Consider the following 23,701-nt stretch of genomic DNA (forward strand, 5'->3'; position numbering starts at 1 on the left):
CTACCCGGCCACATAGTCGGATTTTCAGTGCTGAGACGCCGCTGGCTTCTGTTTACCATTCACCGTGCTGACAGATCCGTCTGGATGAATAAGGGTTACAGTCCCATCACCATTGGGAATTTCAATGGTTGAAGCATTGCCGCGTTTAGCACCGTATTTCCCCGCAGCATCAGGCTCGGCATCAGGGAGTTTACCGCTGGCAGGCTCTTTGTCCGCCTCGCCACCCAGCCCCATTTCTCCGCCGTCTGGCAGAATGCTTCCCGTATCTGCGCCACCGCCACCCAGCACGGTGCCAATACGGTCTTTTTCAACATCTTCCAGCGTAGGCAATGGCGCAGGTGGCCCCGGCCAGATATCCCCGCCTTGCGGGAGGATGGGCGTTTCAGCCGTGGAGTAGCCGTTGATGCGCCGCATATTCAGGTCAGAACCAGCGGGAGCGTTTGGGTTTTCACCGGGAAGGGATGCGGTGTCTGAAACGTATTTTCCAAAACCTGAGCATCCGCTCATCATAAGGCACGCTCCAAGAAGCGCTGCTTTCCGCATCATCTGACTGTGCTACCCTTCACTATTATGCAGGCGCTCAAGCCTTACCTGCCACGGCTACCATATCCCACTCTTACTACTCTAGGGTAAATACCGCTTTATCAGCCAGATACAAGAGACTGCACGCGTCCACGCTCATTTACGCTATAGGACTTACGCAAACCGTCACGCTCTTACAGTTCAACGTGACGCAAGCCAGTTGTCAGATAGTCCCACCCGGTAATAAGAGTGAGCACGGCTGAAATCCAAAGCAACACGGCACCAATAAGCGCCACAGGCAGCCAGGGCATACCCAGCAACATGCCCGTTCCATCCCCGGCCAGCAAAAAGCCAATTGCCGTCATCTGAAAACCGGTCTTCCATTTAGCAAGTCGCGTGACAGGCAGGCTGGCGCGCCGCTCTGCCAAATATTCCCGCATACCGGATACCAGAATTTCCCGGCATAAAATAATGATTGCAGGCCACAGACTGTAATAAGGCAAGCGCAAAAGCCCTGCCAGCACCATAAGGCAGGCTCCGACCAGCAGCTTGTCTGCTATTGAATCGAACATGCGCCCAAAGTCTGAGAGCTGATGGCGGGATCGCGCCAGTTTGCCGTCAAAATAATCCGTAATACCCGCCAGAATAAACAGCACGCAGGCCGCAGCATCCGCTTGTGGCGTTCCCCATGCGGCAAAACCCACGACTATGGGGATAGCCACAATACGCGAAATAGTCAGAACATTCGGCAAATCTGTCAGCATTGGCGGGAGCCTATCCTATTTTACGCGCTGCTGAAACGCTTTTAGCGCCCCTCTTTGATCCACTCACTTAGAAATGCACCGCATTGCTGGTTTGGCACGTTAATCAGGCGTCCATCCGGGGTGAAAATGACCATAAATAGCCCGCGCTGTTTCCCGATTAATCCCAGATGCCGATTCGAGTTCCGCCAACCCTGCCTGCTTCACACCCCGTGCAGAGCCAAAGGCATTCAAGAGTGCTTTTTTACGCGCTGGCCCAATGCCCGGCACCTCATCCAGTTCAGAGCGCACCAATGTTTTAGAACGCCCGGCGCGGTGTGTAGTGATTGCAAATCTGTGCGCTTCATCCCGCAAGCGCTGTAGGTAGTACAAAACAGGGTCTCGAGGGTCGAGTTGGAACGGCTCCTTGTTGTCCGTATAAAACCATTCCCGTCCGGCATCACGGTCTGGGCCTTTGGCAATACCAACAAGCTTCACTCCGGTCACACCCAGATCATCCAACACGCCCCGAACGGCAGAATACTGGCCAGCGCCGCCGTCAATCAGCAACACATCCGGCCAGTTAGAGGTATCACCCTCTGCCGCCTCTTTAAGAGCACGCCCAAAGCGCCGCTCCAGAACTTCCCGCATCATGCCAAAGTCATCGCCGGGGGTAACGGGGCCTTTGATCGAGAACTTTCGGTAAGACCGGCGGTCAAACCCTTCTGCCCCACCAACAATCATGACCCCATAAGCATGAGACCCCATGATATGGCTGTTGTCATACACCTCTATACGTTGTGGCGGCTCTTCCAGATCAAACACCTTGGCCACACCGTCCAGCAGTCGGGCCTGCCCTGCACTTTCCGCCAGCTTTCTGTGCAGCGCATCGCGCGCATTTGCTACGGCGTGGTCAAGCACATGCTTCTTCTCCCCCCGTTGCGGCGCAAGCACTTCAACTTTACGCCCACGCTTGAGGGACAAAGCCTCACTTAACAGACCCTCTTCAGAAAGGTCCTGATTCACCAGCACCTGCGCCGGACACGGTTTGTCATCGTAAAACTGCGCAATAAAGGCTGAGAGAATATCCCCAGCCTCTTCTTCCCGCGCATGGGCCGGGAAAAATGAGCGGTTGCCGTTATTACGCCCACCACGGATAAAAAAGACCTGAATGCAGGTCTGGCCAGCTTCCTGCCAGATACCAAAAACATCGGCCTCATGCAGAGAAGACGGATTGATAACGCTGGATTCCTGCATTTGAGCCAAGGCACGGATGCGGTCCCGCAAAACGGCTGCCCGTTCAAAATCCATGGCCTCCGCAGCGCGGTGCATGGCGGTACTCATCTGCTCACGCAGTGCCATATCCTTACCAGTCAAAAACTCCCGCGCCTGCTCCACCAGTTGCGCGTAGTCGGGCACGCTGATCCGCTCCACACAGGGAGCAGAACACCGCTTGATCTGATAAAGCAGGCAAGGCCTGACACGGCTGTTAAACACAGTATCCGTACAGGAGCGGAGCAGGAACACCCTCTGCAGAATATTCAGTGTCTGATTAACCGCCCAGGCTGACGCAAAAGGCCCCCACAGGCTTGCTCCCTTAACCGGTTTGCCCCGGTGCTTGGCAATTTGGGGGAAAGGGTGTGCATCGGTCATCATAAGCCACGGATAACTTTTGTCGTCCCGCAGCAAAATGTTGAAACGCGGCTTCATGCGCTTGATGTAGTTGGCCTCAAGCAGCAGTGCCTCAGCCTCGGTATGGGTTGTTACAATCTCCATGGAGACCGTTTCAGACACCATACGCCGCAGCCGCTCTGGCAGGCGGTTAACATGCGTGTAGGAGGTAACCCGTTTTTTAAGGGCTAACGCCTTCCCCACATACAGAACCTCGCCTTTCCCGCCGATCATCCGGTAAACGCCAGGGGAAAGCGGCATGGTCTTCAATGCCAGCCGGATTACCTCCACCCCTTTGAGGGGTGCGGTCATTGCCTGCTCCGTAGCAGCGCCTTCCGGCCCTGCTGTTGCAGGCCTGTCAGTCGTCATGACACGTTCTTTCGACACAAAAATTTCATCCACCGTTTCTGTGGATAACGCTGTGGAATACCCCCCTCAGCACCCCCAAAAATGGCAGATTTCTCCCCCCTTCCTCGTATTGCATATTTTTTAGCCATACAGAACAAGTGGTTGATTTTTAACGATTTTGACAAAGAACAGTTGCAAAGCCATCAGTCAATGCGAACTTTTTGTGACAGAATAAGGAAGTCAAGGGATGGAAGTGGACAAAAGTCCTAAAAATCCGTCCATGTTTCACACCGTCTTCTGCTCTCTTAGCCGGCCACGTCCTCCGCCGCTTTCAGAACCCGCAGGAAATTTCTGCCCCAGAAGGCGGCTATCTCGCTTTCACCGTAGCCACGGTTCATCAACTCCTGGGTCAGATGCACGCCCTGAGTAGCGTTCTCCCACCCCTCAATGGCACCGCCACCATCAAAGTCGGACGAGATCCCGACATACGGCACGCCCAGGCGCTTCACCACGTAATCAATGTGGTCCACAAAGTCCGCCACGTTTGCGGTCCGCTTCCCCTCATCCGGTTTGGGCTTAAGGAACGCTGGCATGGCCGTAATCTGAATAACCCCACCGGCATCCTTCAGGGCGTCAAGCTGCTCGTCATCCAGATTACGCGGGTGGTCACACAATGTCCGCACGCAGGAGTGGCTGGCAACAATAGGGGCGCGGGACGCAGCCACAGCCTGCAACATGCTTTTTTTAGACGCATGGGAAACGTCCAGAACCAGACCGAGCCGGTTCATCTCCGCAATGGCGTCACGCCCCAAAGCAGAGAGACCTCCATGATTTTCCGGTTTGTCACCAAGGCTTGGGCGATGCACCGCAGCATCTGCCAGCACATTGTGCCCGTTATGGGTCAAGGTGACGTACCGCGCACCTTTGGCCCGAAACTGCCCAAGAAGGGCCAAGTCATCCCCCATAGCATAACCGTTTTCAACGGCCGGTATCACCGCCAGAACTCCATCCGTATGGGCTGTCAAAATTTCCTGCACGGTAGAACAGACACGCGCGGTCAGGCCATTATGTGTGCCCTGCATCTGGTTAATGACATCCAGCATGGCAAGGCACTGGCTCTGGGCTTCAGCGTGGCCTGCATCTGTTGTCGGGCCTTGCCCGATATAGGCCACAAAGCACCCAGCAGACATGCCACCCCGATGCATTTTGGGCAGGTCAACGCGGCGCGCTGGCGTATCCTCAAACGCATCCTTCTGGTCCGGCCATGGAATATCAATATGGCTGTCCAGTGTTAACAGCTTGGTATGCAGCGCCTGCGCTGCGGCAGAAACCGGGAACTGGCTCTCCTGAGCCGATGAAGAATGCGTCATGCTGCAAAAATGGTCCTGTCTGCTGTCATTGCAAGAGGTTGCGCCCAAGACTTCCTCCCTATCCCTCCCTTATGGGCCGAATTTTACTTGCTCCGCAAACCGGGATGGGTAATGCCCTAGCTATGCGACTTGTAACGTGGAACATCAATTCCCTCCGCCTGCGTCTTCCTCACCTAGAAACGCTGGCCAGCACCCTCCGCCCGGATGTCATCTGCCTGCAGGAAACCAAGGTCCCTGACCCTCTGTTTCCGGCGGAGGCATTGCGCGCTCTCGGTTATGAGCACCTGCATTACAAAGGCATGAAGAGCTATAATGGCGTTGCCATTCTGTCCCGCTATCCGCTGACACCGCTTGACCGCCTGCCTGACTGGCACGGCAAGGAAGACTGCCGCCATGTGGGTGCTTTGGTGCACACACCGGGCGCGCCGGTTGAACTGCATGATTTTTATGTGCCTGCAGGTGGTGATGAACCTGACGTAACCATTAACCCCAAATTTGCCCATAAACTGGCTTTTGTGGAGGAAGTTACCGCGTGGTTTAAGAACCGCACACGGGAACGGACCATTCTTGTAGGGGACTTCAACATTGCGCCGCTGGAGCACGATGTCTGGAGCCACAAGCAGCTTCTCAAAATTGTCAGCCACACGCCGCCGGAAATTGAACGCCTGACCGCCTGGCAGAATGTTGGCTTTGTCGATGCCATGCGCCACTTCGTGCCTGCTCATGAAAAACTTTATACATGGTGGTCTTACCGTAACCGGGACTGGAAAACATCCAACCGTGGCCGCCGACTGGACCATGTATGGGTCACACCCGATCTGGTGCCCAGCCTCAGCACCATGACCGTACTGCGCGATGCACGCGACTGGACATCCCCTTCCGACCATGTGCCGGTGGCTGTGGATTTTACGTTATAACTAGCCCACCTACACGCCAGAGACTTTATTTCAGAACACTCTGAACATGATTGTGCAGGCGTCTAGAATAGTACTCAAAAACGTTATTAGGAATAAGCCCTTCTCTTTCCGGGGCTTATTCCTTTTTTGTGCCTATCATGATCACTATCTATGCTTGGCGCTTGATTTCGGAGCAATGGGAACCGCGCTTTCTAACCGGCACTGGTAAGGGCGAAGAGTTGACTCTCCAATAAGCCATACCCGCCCTCAACCGGGTCAGTATCTATGCTGCCACAAAAGGCCGACACTGCTACCAGGGTCATTTTCTGGCGTTGTAAAGCCTGTCACGTTGCCGCCGGTACCCACTGTTGTGTTCAGTTTCAACTGTTTGGTCAGATCAACCTGAACCTGCGCCTGCGTACCAGAACCGGATGTGGCCTGCTTTGCGCCAACATACACACCCTTCATCACATATTTACCGGCTTCAACTGTGGTACCGCCATTCCCAACACCGGAACCACCACCAACAGCCAGACGGTCCAGACCAAGTGTTTTGCGGATGGCGCCCATGGGGTCGAAAGATGTTGCACCGGTCAAGGTTGCCAGAGCCGTACCCAATTCCAGCATCTGCGTAGAGGACAGTGAGTGCACATCTGTCCCGAATAACAGCATGGCCAGCACCTGATCCTGCGGCAATGAGGGGTTGGATTCAAAGCTGATCTTGGGCTGGCTGGCATAGCCACCCACTTTCAGCATGGCCGTCTGCCCGTTGACCACGCGGTCCGCCTCAAAGGCCAGTGTCGGGTCAAGCTTATGGCTTACGCCACTGCCATTAAATGCCACCCGCCCCTTGGTGAAGTTCAGCGAAATACCAGCAAGGTCAAAGTTACCGCGCTTCAGGTCAAAACCACCACTCACCTGCGGTGCCTGCGCAGTCCCATCCACCTTCAGACGACCGGCCATCTCCGCGTCCAGACCGTGGCCCCGCACATAGAACTCACCTGGCGATGTCACTTTCAAATTCAGGCCAATAACAGCTGCCTGCGCATTTGCCTCCGCCTGCTGCTTGGGGTCTGGCACCTTATCTCCCGGCCGCACCACGTCCAGCCGCGCAACAGACGATGGCAGAGAGTTGGGAATATTTATCTCAACCCGTTTCAGGGTGACATCCCCCGCAACGTCCATACGGGTTTTAACCTGCCCTTTAACCGTGATGTCAGCATTCATAATTGCTGTCATCAGGTCACTAGCAACAGGGCGTGCCTTGTTTGCCGTCAGGTGCAAATCTATCGGCATGCCCGGTGCTGTCAGCCCCACGGAGCCTGTCACCCCCATAGTGCCTTCCCCCGCCTTGGCTGTCAGGGATTGCAGCACAACGGTATCTCGCTCACCCACAATCCGGCCGTTAATGGCGGAGAGATGAAAGCCCTGCGCAAAGTCCTGAATGTCTGCATTATGGAGGTCAACGGTACCAGTCACACTCGGTGCGGCGGCTGTGCCCGCAATTTGTAGGGCAAGCTGCACCTGCCCTTCTGCCTGCCGCGCCTGTGCCCCCAGAACACCGTTTGCAATAGACAAATCCAGATTACCATTAGCACGCAAACCAAGCGGGCCTGTGCTGGAAAGAGGGGCCTTGCCCGCTACAGTAAGGTTCAACTTTGGTCCGGCAGAGGCTTTTACATCCACCGTGGCGGATGTTCCCGCCAGATTGGCCAAGGCATCCAGAGACAGCGGAGGGATAGATGCAGCAGCCGAACTGCCCTGCAACCGCAGGCCCCGGCCCGTCAGTTTAGCCTGACCAGTTGGCTTATCCAGCGTACCAGCAACTTTTGCCTGTAGGCCAAGCGTACCCTGCGCCTTGAAGTCCGGCGCAAAAGGCCGTGCTAAAGCCGGAGTTACATGCTGAATATCTGCTGTAACCGCCAGAGTTGGTTTAATACGGCCCGCTACATCCAGGGTCGCGGGTTCAGCTCCTCTGGTAGCCACGGTGGCACGCAGGCGGTCAACGCCCATGACATCCCCAAACGAAACCTGAGCAGGCGCAAGCAGCTTAAGCGTTTCTTCTTTGGCCGTTGCTGCAAGCTTTTGCACCTTCACCTGCTTTGCAGGCAGGTTCAGCAACGCAGCCGTATCAAGAGACAATGGGCTACCTGACCAGGTTGCAGGGCCAACCAGCGCAGTAAGCTGCATGGCGTTATCTGGCCCTTTGGCGGTGACTTTAGCCTGCCCTGTTACGCCAGCGGCAGAAAGCCCCGCCAGCTTGAGCGTCAGGTCTGCATCCGGATGGGCTGCTGGATCAATCACTCTGCCACTCAGCGCCAAAGACCCTATTTTGGCTTGTGGCGTGGTAACATTACCATCCAATTTCAGGGCAACCTGCGGTTTCCCATTCACCTCTGTTGTGTGGACAGACGCAGCCAGTGCCCCTGCTATCTGCTGCCCTATCATGTTTTTAAAATCGGCCAGCCTACCAATTTTGAGGTTCAGGTCCCCAAACGGCACCACCTCACCCTGACGGAGAGACAAAGCCCCTTCGCCCTGCAGGCTGTTCCAAGACAGTTTTTTCAGGTCGATCTGGCGCGCGCCTTTCGCATCCTGTGCAAAAGCTGCACTGAGCAAGAGGGGCGCTTTATCAACGGAGCCGTGCGCATCCAGCGTACCGGTGGGCGTTGAGGGCAGATGGCTGAGCGCTGCATCCAGCGCTATCGGCCCCTGCGGCATGGTTGCCGTACCCGGATCACCTTTAACATGCAGATTAGCCGCAAAATCCTGCATGGGGCCAGTGGCGTCCAGCGCCACGGTCACGCCCCCCCGCAGGCTAGGCAATGCTTTGCGCAGATCTGGCAAAGACAGGGTGGAAGACAGCGCCATGTCGTGACCTGTATTCACCTGCCCTTGTGCCGCCAGATGCAGGGCCTGCCCATCCAGCACAAATTTCTTCAGATCAATCTGTTGCCCATCTGCCTGAACAGGTGCTGGCTGCTGTTTTTCTGTGCCTTTTTTAGTTTTATCCGCCCCATGACCTTTCTTTTCCGGCAATGGTGTTTCAGGCTGCACAGGGGAGGCTGTGTGCGGAAAATAAGGGCGCAGGGTCGTTTCAAGCGCAAACGTCCCTTTTGGGCCAATCAGCCCCGCGGCCTGCGGCTGCCCGCCCGTAATGGCCAGCGTACCATCGGCGCTCACATGCGTGTCGCCCTCGGTTTTTTCTGGCAGGTCAAAGCGGGCGTTCATGGCCGCCTGCCCTTGCAACGGAGTATTCGCAGCCTGCCCTAGCGGCTTGAGATCTGGCAGCACAAGCGCGAGCGTCCCCCGCTGCGGGGCTGCACTTTGTATCTGGCCAGTCAGATGCAACAAGGGGTGTGATACATCCAGAACCAGCGGTTTACCCGGCCCTTGGGGCTTTAATGTTGCATCCAGCGTCAACGGCGCGCTGGCAAGCAAGGTCGGCGCAGAGCCTGGTATGCGTATGCCATCCGCCGTCACCAGCAGGTGTAGCAGATCTTCCTGCCCAGCATGGCCGCTCTGGCCGGTAAAGGCGGCTTTAAGGCGACCCACCTCCGCACCACTGGCGGCCAGACGGTCAATCTGGAGCGTGCCGGTCCCGTCAGGCGAGGCCATTTTGCCTTTAAGCTGCGCCACCAGATGAATGGCTCCCCATCCCATATCGGGCCGTAGCGCCAGTTGGGGCGAGTCAAGCTGGGCATTCAGTCCACCAAGGCGCTGATCTATCAGGTCCAGCACACCCTGGGCTTTGGCTGTTACCGGGCCTGCATTCGCGGCAAACCCCAGAGCGGCTGCATTGGTAGGGCCTTTGAGGTCAAGCGTCAGGCTAAGAGGGGTCAACTGAGGCATTTGCAGCTTGCTTGCAGCAAACCCATTAGCCCCCTCTTTGGCGGTCAGGTGCAGAGCCAGCGTTTTTGTGCCTGTGCTGGTAGTCAGGTCAATCAGCCCTTCCTTGTCCAGCCGCTTTACAGTCAGACCAATGTTGGATTTTGGCAGATGGGGCAAAGAAACCCCATTCAGCACATCATCAATGGACGCCAGACTGGCATGGCCCGACAGGGCAAAACTTGCGGCCTCGCCCGCCAAAGCAGGCCCAACCTGAATACGCCCCACTTCCAGTTTACGGATATCAATGCCCATTCCCAATTTGGAGGGAGCGGTGGAGGACGATGCAGGCGTGGCCTGAGTGTCATCCGCAACCGGGAGCCGTGGAATATCAAGCTCATCTGCTGTTACGGCATAGACTTTGGCGGTACGCCCCACCAAGGCCAGAGGTGACCAGTCCAGCGTCAGGTTCTTAAGGCTCAGCCATACGCCCTGCTTGTCTTTAAGCGCTATTTCACCAACATGCAGGTTATCAGGGAAGCGGCCGGAAAGCCCGGTAATGGTTACGGTGCCACCCGTCAGCGCCGTTGTCTGCTGCATGAGCAAACGGCGTCCGGCACCTGTGTTGGCGCCTACCAGAATAACACCCACGGCAATCCCGGCCACACCGGCCAGCACGCCAACCGTCAGGCCAGTTATCCGCAGGGTACGACGCAGAGCAGACCGCCGGGGTGCTCCGTTTGCCTCATCATGCGCCGCCATCAGAATGTTTCCCCAAGCCCGATATATAAATCCCACTTATCGCCACGGTCCGGGCGGTTAAGGGGTACGCCCACATCCAGCCGGATAGGGCCAATAGGCGTGTAGTACCGCACACCACCGCCTACACCCACACGCAACGTCCCTGTGAACGGAGAACTACTGCTTCCCACCTGCCCGGCATCAATAAACCCGGCCATGCCAAAGCTTTTGAGAATACGCTGGCGGTATTCCACCGTACCTGCATCCAACGATGTTCCGCCAATCGCATAACGGGTCTTGTTATACTGCGGCCCTACACCCTGCCAGCGGAACCCGCGCACGGTGGCACTGCCCCCTGCATACAACCTCTGGTCTGGTGGAATATCATAGGTGCCAGCCCCTTGAATGCTGCCTATCGTACCACGAAACGCCAGAATACTCCGGCCCGGCTTGCTAATGCCAATATGCGTGAGGTCCAGATAAGCCGAGGCCGTAGCATTCAGAATAGTGAAGAAGGAAACCCCGCTCCCTTTGTTTCCCAAGGAAACCGAGGGGGCGGCGTTTATGCTGGCCCGCATACCATGTGTTGCAGGTTCAATCGGGTTTCCAACGCCTGTATTGTCAAACGCAGCCCCAAGAGGTGCGGCAAGAATGGTGTAGTCGCGTGAGACACCAAACTGTTTGATATTTTCCTGCTCGGCCAGCAGGCCATAATTGACGTTCCAGTACCGGCCAATCTGCCGTGTCAGCCCGGCACGGGCTAACAGTGCCGTCTGTTGGTAAGACCAGAACAACTGACGGAGGCCTTCAAGCCGTACACTCAGGTTCTGCTTACGGCTGTAAAAATCAGGTTTGAAAAAATCAGCATACACATCGTAGCCCAAACCCTGCTGGGCGGACCCGCCCAAACCTGTCACCAAGGCAGCCAGCTTGAGCCTTTCAGCATTCCCGAACAGGTTAAAGTGCGTCCAGTTCACGCCGCCCCGTACACCAAGGTCGGTTGAATATCCTGCCTCAGCCCCTATGGCGTGGCGCTTAGCTTCCTTGAATGTAAAATCCAACGGCATGGTGCCGTTTACGGCGTGTGTAGAGCCATCCTTGACCGCCACGTTTGAAAACACGCCAACCCCGGTCAAATCCTGTCGGGCAGCATCAATCTGGGAGGGTTGGTACAACTGCCCCTCCTTGATGGTCATGCGCCGCCGCACAAAGGATTCGTTCACCTTCTCCAAACCACCGACTGAAATCTGGCCAATATTGAGCACGGGGCCGGGTGCCGCCTTGTAAGCAATATCCAACGTGCGTGTCTGGGGGCGCAAATAGGCTTTGGGTGTCTCTACCGTGGCCAGAGCGTGGCCGTCTTCGCGCAAGGCATCCAGCAAATGGCCGCCTGCACCCAGTACGGTCTCCGCAACGGCAGGCATACCCGACTTCAGGCCAAAGGCCGCTTTCTGCTGCGCTGTAAGCTCAACGGGGGCATCGGTTTTTGGGTCATGCAGCGTTACGACCCCAACGTGATAGAGTGGCCCTTTTTCAACGGTCACATCCACGGCAATTTTTTCTTTAGCAGGAACCGAGTCTATCCAAGCTGCGACATCTGCTGACTGACCATCAACTTTGACCGCGTCCTTCCCTGCACCGGTCCGGTGCAGGGTAATGGTGACGGTGCCCTCGTAATAGCCGCAGCTCTCCAGAGCTGTACGCAGGCGGTCATAATCGTTCCGGATGCGCCCGGATAACGCAAAAGGCCCAACGGCATGGGTTGCCTGGAGGTTCAGCAGATCTGAAGACGCCTTTATGGCAGCATCCAGATCACCCTGTCCGGTAGGTTTAAGCTGAGTCACATAGGGCTGTGGATCTGCTGCCCATGCACATCCTGCACTTGCCACACTGCACAACGAAAACCCCGCTATAACGCGATTCGCTGTCAGGGCAAAACCGTGCAGAACATTCCACCCCTTTATGCGCACCCTTGTTTTCCCACCCACACCGTCACTGTTTTTTTGTCCTTTTACGAAACCACAAACCCGACTGTCTGAACATTTTTTGCACACACACCATGACAAAATTACGGTGTTACAGCCTGTATTGCCACATAAAACGGCCTTTTTCGTCCTTGTGTTTCGTTATAGACACAACACCAAGCAAGATTGTCCAGCCGCACAACTTCGCGTTATGAAAGCACATGGCTTTCTTCTTCCCTAACCTCATGACGCCCTGCCACATTCTGGCAGGGGCCACTACATGACCCGCCGTCGCGTTTCTACGCCGCGCTCGCCCATAGAGCCGATAGGACCAGAGAAGCTTTCTCCCCTCCCTCGCTGGGTTGAGAAGCTGTGCACCTTATCCGCCCAGGCCCGTGGGGCCTTGCGGTTGGGTGGCGTTGTTTTCTGGGTTCCCCTCTCTGTCGGGTTTGAAGCCTGCCTGCTGGCTGTTCCCGGCACTGCAAAAATCCGCTGGACGCGTGTGATCTGGGGTATTCTCTGCAAACTGCTGGGGCTACGCATTCGGGTTGTGGGGGAGCGCGCTGGTACAGTTGGCGGTCTCAAGGCGCGTAAACGTGGCGAACGCCCGGTCATTTACATTTCCAACCATTCCTCTTGGGTCGATGTGCTCATATTGGGCACTATTCTGCCGTCAGTTTTCGTTGCCAAAGGCGATATCGAAAAATGGCCCGTTATGGGCCTGATCTCCAAAATTGGCCGTACAATTTTTGTCAGCCGCCAGCGCAGCACGACGGGCCGTGAGCGTGATGAAATGATTCGCCGCATGGTGGAAGGCGACAACCTTGTGCTGTTCCCAGAAGGAACATCCTCGGATGGCTCGCGGGTGCTGCCCTTCATGTCCGCCTTTTTTGCCATCGCCAAACTGCCCAAACTCAAGGAGGGGATGGACCTCTCACTCCTGCCAATCTCCTACGAACCGGGCATGACGCCGCTTATCCAGCCTATTTCCGTTGTGTTTGACCGGCTGGAAGGCTTGCCAGTCCATCGCCTGCGTCGTTCTGTCTTTGCATGGTATGGCGACATGGACCTTGGCCCGCATCTTTGGCAGATCGTGCAGTGGAAGGAACTCCGCGCCTCCGTCATCCTGCACGAACCGCTCGACCCCGACCTGTTCCCCAGCCGCAAGGCTCTGGCTCAGGCCGCTTGGAACGCTGTTGCACAGGGTGCAGCCGAACTCCGGCAGAACCGGGACGCAGCGCCTGCCCCCGGCAGGTATGACCCGGCGGAGCTTCCCCACACTAAAGTGCGTGGCGTGGCAAAGCTGCTGGATACGGTGGGTGCAGCACTCACCGCGTGTAGAAAGAGGCTGTAATATCAGCTTTCTCCTCCACCGCGCCCCTTGAGTCTGAGGGCCGACAGAGCGTTCCCCAGACCCCACGGTCAGGACATAATCTTGCTGCGTACAAGAAAAGAAGCTTGACCTTGGGCGCTGTCCGCCTGATTCCCTGCTCCTGCCGCACGGAATGGGCCTGCGGTCTGCCGGAGCGTCTGCTGTCATGACTGGAACCACCGCACCTTCTTCCGCCCGCCGTGGCCTGCATGTCATTACATGGGGCTGCCAGATGAATGTTTATGATAGCGCCCGCATGAGCGATGTGCTGCGCCCGCTTGGCTACCAGCCCGTTGACCTGCCAGACGCTGCGGACATGATCATTCTCAACACCTGCCACATCCGCGATAAAGCTGCGGAAAAGGTGTTTTCTGAACTCGGCCGCCTGCGCCTTATCAAGGAAGCCCGTAAAGCAGAAGGCCAGCAGACCATTATTGCTGTTGCTGGCTGCGTTGCGCAGGCAGAAGGGCAGGAAATCCTGACCCGCGCCCCGTATGTTGATATCGTGCTTGGCCCACAAACCTACCACCGTCTGCCGGAAATGGTGGCCCGCGCAGCCCGCGCCGGTGGTGCCGTGATTGATACGGACTTCCCTGCGGAACAAAAATTTGACTTCCTGCCGGAAGCAGCCGCCCCGCAGACCAAAGGCAACTACACCTCCTTCCTGACCATTCAGGAAGGGTGTGACAAATTCTGTTCCTTCTGCGTCGTCCCTTATACGCGTGGCGCTGAAAGCAGCCGCCCGGTGACCTCTGTTCTGGCGGAAGCCCGCCGCATGGCAGAAAGTGGCGTGCAGGACATCACCCTGCTTGGCCAGAACGTCAACGCCTATCATGGTGAAGGCCCAGACGGGACTGTCTGGGGGCTGGCGCAACTGGCGTACGAATTGGCCAAAATTCCGGGCCTTTCCCGTATCCGTTACAGCACATCCCACCCACGGGATATGGATGACGCGCTGATTAACGCACACCGTGACCTGCCAGAACTCATGCCGTTCCTGCATCTGCCCGTCCAGTCTGGCTCTGACCGTATCCTTGCTGCCATGAACCGTGGGCACACGGCAGACCAGTACCGTGACATTGTGCTTAAACTCCGCGCCGTGCGCCCGGACCTCGCTTTGTCGTCAGACTTCATTGTCGGTCACCCCGGTGAGACGGATGAGGATTTTGAAGCCACCATGCAATTGGTGCGCGATGTCAAATTCGCACTGGCATATTCTTTCAAATATTCTCAGCGCCCCGGCACCCCGGCAGCAGGCGCCCCGCTTCAGGTACCCGAGGATGTGAAAGATGCCCGGCTGCAAGCCCTGCAAGCACTTTTGCGCCAGCAGCAGGACGAATTTAACGCAACACTTGTTGGCAAAACCATTCCTGTGCTCTTTACTGGAGAAGGCCGCAAACCGGGGCAGATTGTCGGCCGTTCACCATGGCTCCAGCCTATTCACGTTCAGGGGCCACATTCTCTTATTGGGCAGACATTTTCCGTCAAAGTTACCGAGCGTCTCACCAACTCTTTGTCTGGTGAACTGGTAGAGGAGACCGAATACGCTTGACCACCACGCGCCAGCCTTCTTCCGCCCGCCGCCCTGCTCCGGCCATGTCCGAGCAGGTGGCTCCGGTCACGTTACTTTTTGAAGATAACGCCCTGCTTGCCAAACTGGTGGGGGACCATGACCGCCACCTGAGGCATTTGGAAGAGGGGCTGAATGTAACGGTTGCCCGCCGCGGCAACCGCATTGCCATTACCGGGCCAGCGCCCCAGACGGCCATAGCCCGCACCACACTGACGTCACTTTACAAAAAACTGGCCGCAGGCGGCACCATGGATGTGAGCGCTCTTGAAGCCACCATCCGCATGACCACGCTTCACGCAAGCATAAGGCAACCTGACATGCGCTCTTCTCCGTCTACAGATGCAGCCGTTCCCGCCTTCCTGCCCGAAGGGGCCATGCCCACCCTAAAAATGCGCCATGGCGCCATTGAGCCCCGCTCCGCCGGTCAGGCCGGGTACATGAAAGCCCTCGCCAGCAAGGAGCTGGTTTTTGGTATTGGCCCAGCTGGTACTGGTAAAACCTATCTGGCGGTGGCGCAGGCTGTTGCCATGCTTCAGGCTGGATCGGTTGATCGTATCATCCTCTCCCGCCCTGCCGTGGAAGCAGGCGAGCGACTGGGCTTTCTGCCCGGTGACATGAAAGACAAGATCGACCCCTATCTCCGCCCCCTCTACGATGCTTTGCATGACATGCTGCCAGGCGATCAGGTCATGCGGCGCATGGCCGCCGGAGATATTGAGGTCGCTCCCCTCGCCTTCATGCGTGGGCGCACCCTCTCCCACGCCTTTGTTATTCTGGACGAAGCACAGAACACCACCATCGCGCAGATGAAGATGTTCCTCACCCGGCTTGGTCCTGGCTCCCGCATGGTTGTTACCGGAGACCTCACTCAGGTTGACCTGCCGCCGGGCATAACATCCGGCCTGCGTGATGCCATTGATACGCTGGCCGATGTACGCGGCGTGACCATAACCCGTTTTGAAGCCGCAGATGTTGTGCGCCACAGGCTGGTCGCGCGCATTGTTGAAGCGTATGATGCAAAGGCGACGGCAAACAGGGAAGTGTCCCACACAAGGCGCCGTCAGGAGAACAATGGAACCGCCAAGTAGTAGCAGCCACGCTCAGGATCTGGACGTGGCTCATTGGGAAAGCCCCGGTTTTCCGGGTAACTTTCCCCAATCCGCTTTTGAGGCCGAGCCCGAGATTCTTGTAGAAGACCGGCGCTGGCGCTCTTATGTCACAGGGGCAGAAACCGCAGTGCGGCGTGCGTTGGCCGCCTGCGCAGGCATAGGCCTGCAACCGGGCAGCGTTGTCCTGTCCTGTGACCGTGTGGTCAAACGCCTGAATGGCACTCACCGCGGCAAGCACAAGCCCACCAATGTGCTGACCTTTGAACCACCGCCCGGTTTCCCCGGAGGGGATATCATTCTTGCTTTTGAGACGGTGCTACGGGAAGCACAAAAGGCAGGCCGCCCCGTGCGTAACCACCTGATGCATCTTGTTATTCACGGCAGCCTGCATCTTGCAGGGTATGACCACCACCATGCGGGGGAAGCCCGAGAAATGGAAATGCTGGAATCCCGCCTTCTGTCCCGGCTTGGCGTTCCTAATCCGTGGAAACCCCGCTCATGAGTGACTTTGACCCACAGCAGGATGCGCAGCAAACTCAGCGCAACGGCCTGTTCTCCTTCTTCGGCCGCAAAAAAAATGCGCCGGGCCTCCGCAGTTCCATCGCAGCGCTTGTGCAGCAGGCAGCGGATGAATCGGAAGAAGACACGGCAGATGGTGAAAAGCCGGAACTGGACCGGCAGGAGCGCGCGCTCATTGCCAACATCCTGCGGCTCCGCAACATCTCTGCGGATGATGTCATGGTTCCGCGGCCAGATATCGTAGCCATGTCCGTCTCCATCAGTCTGGATGACGCACTGGCCATGATGCGGCGGGAAAACCATTCCCGTATGCCCGTCTATCGTGAACAACTCGACGATATTGTCGGGATGATTCACGTAAAGGACCTCATTGCCTATGTTGGCACAAGTGAGGCTTTCAATCTGGAAGCTCTGCTGCGTCAACCGCTTATGGTTGCCCCGCAAATTCCGGTGCTGGACCTTATGCTGCAAATGCGCCAGCGCCAGACGCATATGGCGCTCGTGATTGACGAATATGGCGGCATTGACGGTCTGGTGACGATTGAAGATCTGATCGAGACCATTGTCGGGGATATTTCTGACGAGCATGACGAACCGGCTGTCACCATGATTGTGGAGCGGCCAGACGGTTCTTTTGACGTGGATGCCCGGTGCCCGGTTGAAGAATTTGAACAGCGCGTTGGTCCGATTCTGACCTCTTCAGAAAAAGAGGCGGAAATTGAGACCATTGGCGGCCTTGTCTTCCGTATGGCCGGGCATGTTCCGACCCGTGGCGAGGTTCTGAACCACGAAAACGGGTATGTATTCAGGGTGCTGGATGCCGATGCACGGCATATTCGCCGGGTAAGGTTGCGCAAGCTGCCAAACGCGCCGGAAGCGCCCGCTAACACCGGCCAAAATACAGAGCAAACCTAACTACAGGTTGACGGCAGCCTAAAACTGCCGTCATGCCTATACACCAGAACCATTAAAGCTTTCTTTTCACGGAGCAGGACTTCCATGGCTTTTTCCCGCCGCTCACTTCTCGCCACAGCTGGCACGGGCCTTCTTCTTGGAACTACAGGCCGCTTTGCACAGGCTCAGAGCGCTGGTACTCCTGCAACAGACAGCCGCTTTGCCCCCCGCGTGTTGGGCAACCCCAACGCCAAAGTGGTGGTGGAAGAATGGTTCTCCCTCACCTGCATTCATTGCGCCCATTTTGCTGAAAACACCTTCCCACAGGTCAAGAAAAACCTGATTGATACCGGCAAAATCCGCTACGTCTTCCACGACTTCCCAACCGATCAGCTCGCCATTCTGGCCTCCATGGTTGCACGGACCCTGCCAGTTGACCGCTACGAGGCTTTTGCACTGTCCCTGCTCTCTAGCCTTGACCGTTGGGCTTATGTGCGGGAGGCCAGCCCGGTTGAAGCCCTGAAGAAAATGGCAGCCTTTGCTGGTATGCCCGGTGATACGTTTGATAAAACCATTGCCGATCAGCAGCTTATGCAGTTCATCCTGAACCAGCAGACAGACGCCCAGAATAAATACCATTTCGACTCAACCCCCACCTTCCGCTTTAACGACAAGGTGCAGGTTTCCAACGATATGGCTTACGATGAATTCGTAAAACATCTGTCTGAAGCCAGCTAACCCCCATACGCATGCGCCGCTCACGTCACAGCGTTTTATGACCGTTCGCTTCGTCCGTATTCGGATTGCAGGCTTCAAGAGCTTTGCAGACCCCGTCACCGTGGAAATCCTTCCCGGCCTCACAGGTATTGTGGGGCCGAATGGCTGCGGCAAATCCAATGTCGTGGAAGCCCTGCGCTGGGTCATGGGTGAATCCTCCGCCCGCTCCCTGCGCGGTGGAGAACTGGATGACCTGATTTTTGCAGGTACAACCAGCCGTGCCGCCCGCGCTTTGGCCGAAGTTACGGTCACGCTGGAAGGCACGCAGGGTCTAGGGCCTGCTGCCTTTGCTGATCAGGATGAACTGCAAATTACCCGCCGTGCCGAACGCGGTGCCGGAAGCGAATACCGTATTAACGGTAAAGTCTGCCGCGCGCGTGACGTACAAACCCTGTTTGCAGACCTTGCGTCTGGCGCACGATCTTCCGCCATGGTCAGCCAGGGCCGTGTGGCCATGCTGGTTGGCGCAAGGCCTGAAGAACGCCGCGTTATTCTGGAAGAAGCCGCAGGCATTACCGGCCTTCATGTCCGCAGGCATGAAGCCGAACTGAAACTGCGCGCAACCGAAAGCAACCTCACCCGCGCGGAAGACCTGCGCCAACAACTCTCAACCCGGCTGGACGGCCTGGCCGAACAATCCCGCGAGGCCAGCCGCTACCGGGAACTGTCAGCAGGCCTGCGTGAGGCCGAGACCGAACTTCTGGCCGTGCTGCACGCCCGTGCGCGGCAAGCCGTAGAACGTGCCATTGAAACCGCATCCCGCGCCCGCAAAGCCCTGACCGAGCAGGCGGATGCAGCAGAAACAGCTGTCATCGCAGAATATGAAGCCACACAGGCTCTGCCCGCAATTCGGGAAAAAGCAGATACCGCCCGCACCATACTGGAGCGCTACCGCGTCACCGCAGAAGGGGTTGCGCGGGAAGAACAACGCGCCGCCGCTCAGGCACAGGCCGCATCTGACCGGCTGAACCAGCACCAGTCGGATTTTACCGCCGCACAAACCCGCGTGGACGATGCCGCCGCCACGCTCGACCGGCTCCAGACTGAGCAACAGGCCACAGACGCCGCTATTACATCCCTCCCAACACGCACGACGGAGGCTGATGAGCGCTACACAGTTCTGACAGCAGATCTGGCGGAAGCGGAACAAACACTTGCCAATTTGACCTCCACACTCACTGCGGCCCGGGACACACACAACCGGGCGCAGGACGCCCTTGTGGCAGCGCAGACACGCCACACACGGAGTGCCGAAGCTCTTTCCAGCCTTCAAGTCGAACTACAGAGCCTGCAAAGCCGCTTGCCGTCCGAAGCGGATAAGCAGCAGACCCAAACGGCTCTGGAAAGCACATCCGAGGCCCAAAACGCTGCCCGCACTGCCTTAGAAGAGGCTGAACGCACGCGGTCTCAAGCGCGTGTAGCGCTCTCCATTGCACAAAATGATGCCGAAAACGCACGCAAAACACAGTCTGAAGCAACAAAGGCGCTAGAGCAGGCCCGCAACCGCCTTGCCACTCTGCGGCGCGATCTGACTGAACTTGAAAAACGACAGACTGAGACCGTGGCGTCTCTGCTGTCCGCCGAAGTGCTCGGCAGTCTGCGCTCCGCTGCGGCAGAGGCCACTACAGCCCATCAGTCAGCCCAGCAGTCACTGGACACAGCCGCCGCACAGCGCCGTGACACCTCTGATGCCCTGACCGAGGCCACGCGTCTTTTCCAAACGGATGAGGCGCAGCGCAAAACCATTGCAGAAGCTAAGCGCGCAGCAGAAAGCGCACTTCAGCGGGCCAGACAAGAGGAGCAGACCCTCAAGCGTGGCCTTGAGCAAGCCACCAAGGACGCCATCCCCGATTCTGTTCTGGAAGCAGCACAGAGCAAACGGGCTGCCTTGGAAGCCGACCTCAAGGCACTTACCACAACGCTGGACGAGGCCGATTCTCAGCTTGCTGCTCTTAAAGCCACCCAGCAGGATGCAATAACCGAGCGCGATACGCTCCGCACGGAAATCACACGCCTTAAGGCGCAGGCTGAAGGGTTGGCACACGCTCTGGGTAATGAGGCTGAGGCAAGCGCTGAACCAGTCTCCGCTCAGATGGATGTGCCTGAAGGCTATGAAGCCGCTTTGGCAGCGGCCCTGTCTGAAGGACTGGATGCCCCCGTTGCGGAGAATGCGCCACGCGGCTGGCATACCTTAAAGGGGCAAACACCTCCCCCGGCCCTGCCTGCACAGGCCAAACCACTTTCTGCCTTTATTACAGCACCCGCCGTACTGACCCATCTGCTGGGGTTTATCGGCCTCCTTCCGGATGGGCAGGATGGTTCAGCCTTGCAAGCAGGCCTTCATCCCGGCCAGAGCCTTGTGTCCCGTCAGGGTGACCTGTGGCGTTGGGATGGCTTCTACACCCGCGCAGGCGAGCCCGATGCCGCTACCCGACGCCTCGGCCAACGCCGGATTCTGAAAGAAACCGAGCAACGTCTGGCTGACCTTGCGCAAAAGGCACCCGCAGTGGAGCAGGCCGCTGTCAGCGCCAATCAGGCTGTGCAGCAACAGGATGGTATTGCGGCACAGCACCGGGCAGAACGCGCCAAGCTGGAGCAGAGCCTTCAGCACGCACGTACGCAGGAAGCAGAAACACAGCGCCGTCACGCTGCTTCCCGCGCACGGCTGGATGCCCTCCGGCCGCAGCATGAACGGGCTGTGGGTGCGTGCGCAGATGCTGACGCCGCGTTGGCAGCCGCTATGCAGGCACAGGCAGACTTGCCGTCACCCGATGCGCTGCGCACAGCTTTGCAGACCGCCCGCCAGCAGGACACCACGGCACAGGAGGCCGAGCAGAAAGCGCGTTCAGCCCTCAAAACAGCTGAACACACGCTGCAAACAGCCAACAGTGCCTTGTCCAAAGCCGAAAACCAGCAGGCCACGGCAACAGCACGCCTTGAGACCCTGCTACCGGAACGTGACCGCCTGCGGCAAAATGTTACCACTGAAGAAGGCACGTTACAGGAGCTTGAAACACGCGTTACCGCGGCGCAAAGCAACCGCAAGTTTGAAGAGGCCCTGCTTGCGGCCCAAAAACATCAGGCAGACAGCAGCACCGCTTACCAGAACGCAGAACAGGCGCTGTCAGTAGCGGAGAAAGCGGCTGAAGCGGCACGCTCGGCCCACCAGGCTCTTCAACAGCAAACGCTGGAACTCCAGTCACGGCTGGATGCTCTAGCCCCACGGTTAGCTGAACTGACCACAGAAACCCAAGAGCTTGCAGCGCAGCAGGAGCAAGCCACCCAAGCGCTGGCTGAGGCCGCTGCTTCCATCCCTGCCACCGCAGACGCTGACATTGCAGCCCAGCAGGACAAACGCACGCAGATCCTCTCCGCTCTTGAGACCTTGCGCGAACTGCGCGCCGCATTGCTGGCAGAAAAAACCACTCTGGCGCATCAGCAAACGACTCTGGCAACCTCGGTTACAGACTGGACAGCCCGCGCAGCCGCCGCCCGTGCAGACCTTGAACAGGCAACCACACGGCTGGATGCAGCCCGCACCGAGCATCTGAGTGTCTCCGAACTTCCCGCAGAAGCGGAGCGCCAGAAACAGACAACCCTGAAAGCCCTGCACGATGCAGAAACCGCCTTTGCAGAGGCAGATACGGCCCGTGCCCAGGCTGAGGCCACTCTGACAGCAGCGAACGAGCAACGCCGCAAAACGGAAGCAGACCTTGCCACAGCACGGGAAGCCGTTTTGAAGGCTGAGGGCAAAAGTGAGCAGGCGCAGGCCATTCTGGATCAGCTTCTGGCAGAAACACCAGAACCACCCCGCCGCCCGATGGGCGAGATAACAGACTCCGCAGAAAGTTCCCTGCGCCGTAAAATTTCTCGGCTAACGCGAGAACGTGAAGACCTTGGCCCGGTCAATCTTCGGGCTGAAATAGAGGCGGAAGAAGCGTCAACCCAAGCGAATACCTTGGCTGCTGAAATTGCAGACCTTGAAGCCGCGATTGCGCGGCTGCGTGGCTCCATCGGTTCTCTTAACAAAGAGGGCAGAGAGCGGTTAATGGCGGTCTTCACGCAGGTAGACCACCATTTTCAATCACTTTTTTCGCGTATGTTCGGCGGGGGCCGCGCTCACCTCGGGCTGGTTGGCAGTGATGATCCGCTTGAAGCGGGCTTGGAAATTTACGCACAGCCCCCAGGTAAGAAACTGGCCACACTCTCTCTGCTTTCAGGGGGTGAACAGGCTTTAACCGCTCTTTCATTGATTTTTGCAGTCTTTCGCTGTAACCCCGCTCCCGTCTGCGTGCTCGACGAAGTTGACGCACCGCTAGACGATGCCAATGTTGGACGCTTCAGTGCTCTTCTTGGCGACATGGTCACAGAGGCAGGAACACGCTTTCTGGTTGTGACGCACCATCAGCTGACAATGGCCCACATGGACCATTTGTTCGGCGTAACCATGCAGGAACGCGGTGTAAGCCGCGTGCTATCGGTTGATCTTGCGCGCGCAGCGGCCATGGCAGGCCAACAGGACAGGGAAACACCAGATGTCGCATCAGTATGACCTGACATCCGATACCCCCAAACCCCAGTGCAACCCACTGAAGAGGTGTTTGGGAAAAGCTGCCCTTGCCGTGGGCGTGTGCGTGCTTGCCGGAACAGGCCTTGCACTCCACAAATCCCACGCGGACGGGCTTATGGCCCGTATTCACCACGGGCTTGTCATTTGTTCACCCGGTACCGGGCTCAGCATGACGCCGGGCTCAACCGGGCTGCTGCATGCGGCCTCCACCCCCGGCATGTTACGCCTGCAACTGGCCACGCAGGAAAACGGCCGCGTTGTGGTTGTGCCCGGCTCCAACCAGTTGAGCGAGGTTCTGGCCTCCTCACGCCGTGGGCATACCCTCTTGATGCTTGACCTGAACGATACCAACCCGGTGGATGTGGCCAAGCTGGTACGCAACGCCCGGATGCGTGACCGCGTCGTTCTGGTTGCGTCAGACCATGAAACAACAGAAGCCGCCTTGCGGGCTGATAGCTCCATGATGGTCGCCATCCCCATCCACTCCACGCGGGATGCATACACGGCGCACCGTATGGCAGGCCGTCACCCCTATGCGGCATACCTGTCGCCCAGTGCAACGCCAGACCTGTTCGCGCTTGTGCATCGGGATGCCGAGGCCATTATCACTGAAAACCCGCATTCTGCGGCGTTTTCAACCAGCAAGTTTTTTGCAGAACGCCCCGTCGACATTGTCGTGACAGAACAGCCAATGCAGCTCACGAAGGCTCTGGCCAGCGACAGCTAACCTCCCCTCTCCATAAGGCTCCTGCTTTTTTGCAGAGACCATACAAAAAGGGCGGCACCTTGAAAGTGCCGCCCTTTTTC

15 protein-coding genes are annotated in these 23,701 nt (G+C 57.6%); 9 read left to right on the forward strand and 6 right to left on the reverse strand.

The genetic code is table 11. The features are described 5' to 3' along the window. Window positions 1–24 precede the first annotated feature (24 nt). From Abci_RS11720 to Abci_RS11735, 4 genes are all read right to left on the reverse strand, one after another. Complete coding sequence (locus Abci_RS11720) at window positions 25–543, reverse strand: hypothetical protein (RefSeq protein ID WP_048839425.1); 519 nt, start codon at window positions 541–543, stop codon at window positions 25–27. Window positions 544–716: 173 nt separating this feature from the next. Continuing rightward, a complete protein-coding gene (gene pgsA / locus Abci_RS11725; protein ID WP_048839343.1) occupies window positions 717–1,286 on the reverse strand; it encodes a CDP-diacylglycerol--glycerol-3-phosphate 3-phosphatidyltransferase in 570 nt (189 codons plus the stop codon). A 99-nt stretch (window positions 1,287–1,385) separates the two neighbouring features. Beyond that, entirely contained in the window at window positions 1,386–3,302 is a 1,917-nt protein-coding gene (gene uvrC / locus Abci_RS11730) for an excinuclease ABC subunit UvrC (RefSeq protein WP_084597647.1), read from the reverse strand. Window positions 3,303–3,586: 284 nt separating this feature from the next. Next, window positions 3,587–4,651: a dipeptidase gene (locus Abci_RS11735; RefSeq protein ID WP_048839344.1), complete on the reverse strand. Its 1,065-nt coding sequence runs from the start codon at window positions 4,649–4,651 to the stop codon at window positions 3,587–3,589. A 122-nt stretch (window positions 4,652–4,773) separates the two neighbouring features. On the opposite strand from Abci_RS11735, the gene Abci_RS11740 reads away from it, so the two are divergent. Then, entirely contained in the window at window positions 4,774–5,568 is a 795-nt protein-coding gene (locus Abci_RS11740) for an exodeoxyribonuclease III (RefSeq protein WP_048839427.1), read from the forward strand. Window positions 5,569–5,823: 255 nt separating this feature from the next. Here the strand turns inward: Abci_RS11740 and Abci_RS11745 are convergent, their stop codons facing one another. Together Abci_RS11745 and Abci_RS11750 are read right to left on the reverse strand one after the other, a co-directional pair. Beyond that, window positions 5,824–10,137: a translocation/assembly module TamB domain-containing protein gene (locus Abci_RS11745; protein WP_048839345.1), complete on the reverse strand. Its 4,314-nt coding sequence runs from the start codon at window positions 10,135–10,137 to the stop codon at window positions 5,824–5,826. Continuing rightward, on the reverse strand, window positions 10,137–12,086 hold the full coding sequence (locus Abci_RS11750; protein WP_371861366.1) for an autotransporter assembly complex protein TamA: 1,950 nt from the start codon (window positions 12,084–12,086) through the stop codon (window positions 10,137–10,139). Before Abci_RS11750 ends, Abci_RS11745 begins: the two co-directional genes overlap by 1 nt. Before the next feature lie 274 nt (window positions 12,087–12,360). Between Abci_RS11750 and Abci_RS11755 the strand changes: the two genes are divergently transcribed. The 8 genes from Abci_RS11755 to Abci_RS11790 all read left to right on the forward strand — a co-directional run bounded on the left by Abci_RS11755 (window position 12,361) and on the right by Abci_RS11790 (window position 23,621). Further along, window positions 12,361–13,434: a lysophospholipid acyltransferase family protein gene (locus Abci_RS11755; RefSeq protein WP_048839346.1), complete on the forward strand. Its 1,074-nt coding sequence runs from the start codon at window positions 12,361–12,363 to the stop codon at window positions 13,432–13,434. Window positions 13,435–13,585: 151 nt separating this feature from the next. Then, on the forward strand, window positions 13,586–15,004 hold the full coding sequence (miaB, locus tag Abci_RS11760; RefSeq protein ID WP_084597649.1) for a tRNA (N6-isopentenyl adenosine(37)-C2)-methylthiotransferase MiaB: 1,419 nt from the start codon (window positions 13,586–13,588) through the stop codon (window positions 15,002–15,004). A 44-nt stretch (window positions 15,005–15,048) separates the two neighbouring features. Next, window positions 15,049–16,113, forward strand: a complete 1,065-nt coding sequence (locus tag Abci_RS11765; protein WP_048839430.1) for a PhoH family protein — start codon at window positions 15,049–15,051, stop codon at window positions 16,111–16,113. Beyond that, a complete protein-coding gene (ybeY, locus tag Abci_RS11770; protein ID WP_048839347.1) occupies window positions 16,097–16,636 on the forward strand; it encodes an rRNA maturation RNase YbeY in 540 nt (179 codons plus the stop codon). Before Abci_RS11765 ends, ybeY begins: the two co-directional genes overlap by 17 nt. After that, a complete protein-coding gene (locus tag Abci_RS11775; RefSeq protein WP_048839348.1) occupies window positions 16,633–17,568 on the forward strand; it encodes a hemolysin family protein in 936 nt (311 codons plus the stop codon). Before ybeY ends, Abci_RS11775 begins: the two co-directional genes overlap by 4 nt. Window positions 17,569–17,652: 84 nt before the next feature. Next, on the forward strand, window positions 17,653–18,285 hold the full coding sequence (locus Abci_RS11780) for a thioredoxin domain-containing protein (protein ID WP_048839349.1): 633 nt from the start codon (window positions 17,653–17,655) through the stop codon (window positions 18,283–18,285). A gap of 37 nt (window positions 18,286–18,322) precedes the next feature. Then, the gene (locus Abci_RS11785) at window positions 18,323–22,876 is read left to right on the forward strand and encodes an AAA family ATPase (RefSeq protein WP_048839350.1); all 4,554 of its coding nucleotides are present in this window, start codon (window positions 18,323–18,325) and stop codon (window positions 22,874–22,876) included. Further along, window positions 22,860–23,621 carry a PI-PLC domain-containing protein gene (locus Abci_RS11790; protein ID WP_048839351.1) on the forward strand — a complete coding sequence of 254 codons (762 nt, stop codon included), beginning with the start codon at window positions 22,860–22,862 and terminating at the stop codon, window positions 23,619–23,621. The genes Abci_RS11785 and Abci_RS11790 overlap by 17 nt, the downstream gene beginning before the upstream one ends. Window positions 23,622–23,701 lie beyond the last annotated feature (80 nt).

The sequence above is a fragment of the Acetobacter cibinongensis genome, from assembly GCF_000963925.1.
Lineage (GTDB): Bacteria > Pseudomonadota > Alphaproteobacteria > Acetobacterales > Acetobacteraceae > Acetobacter > Acetobacter cibinongensis.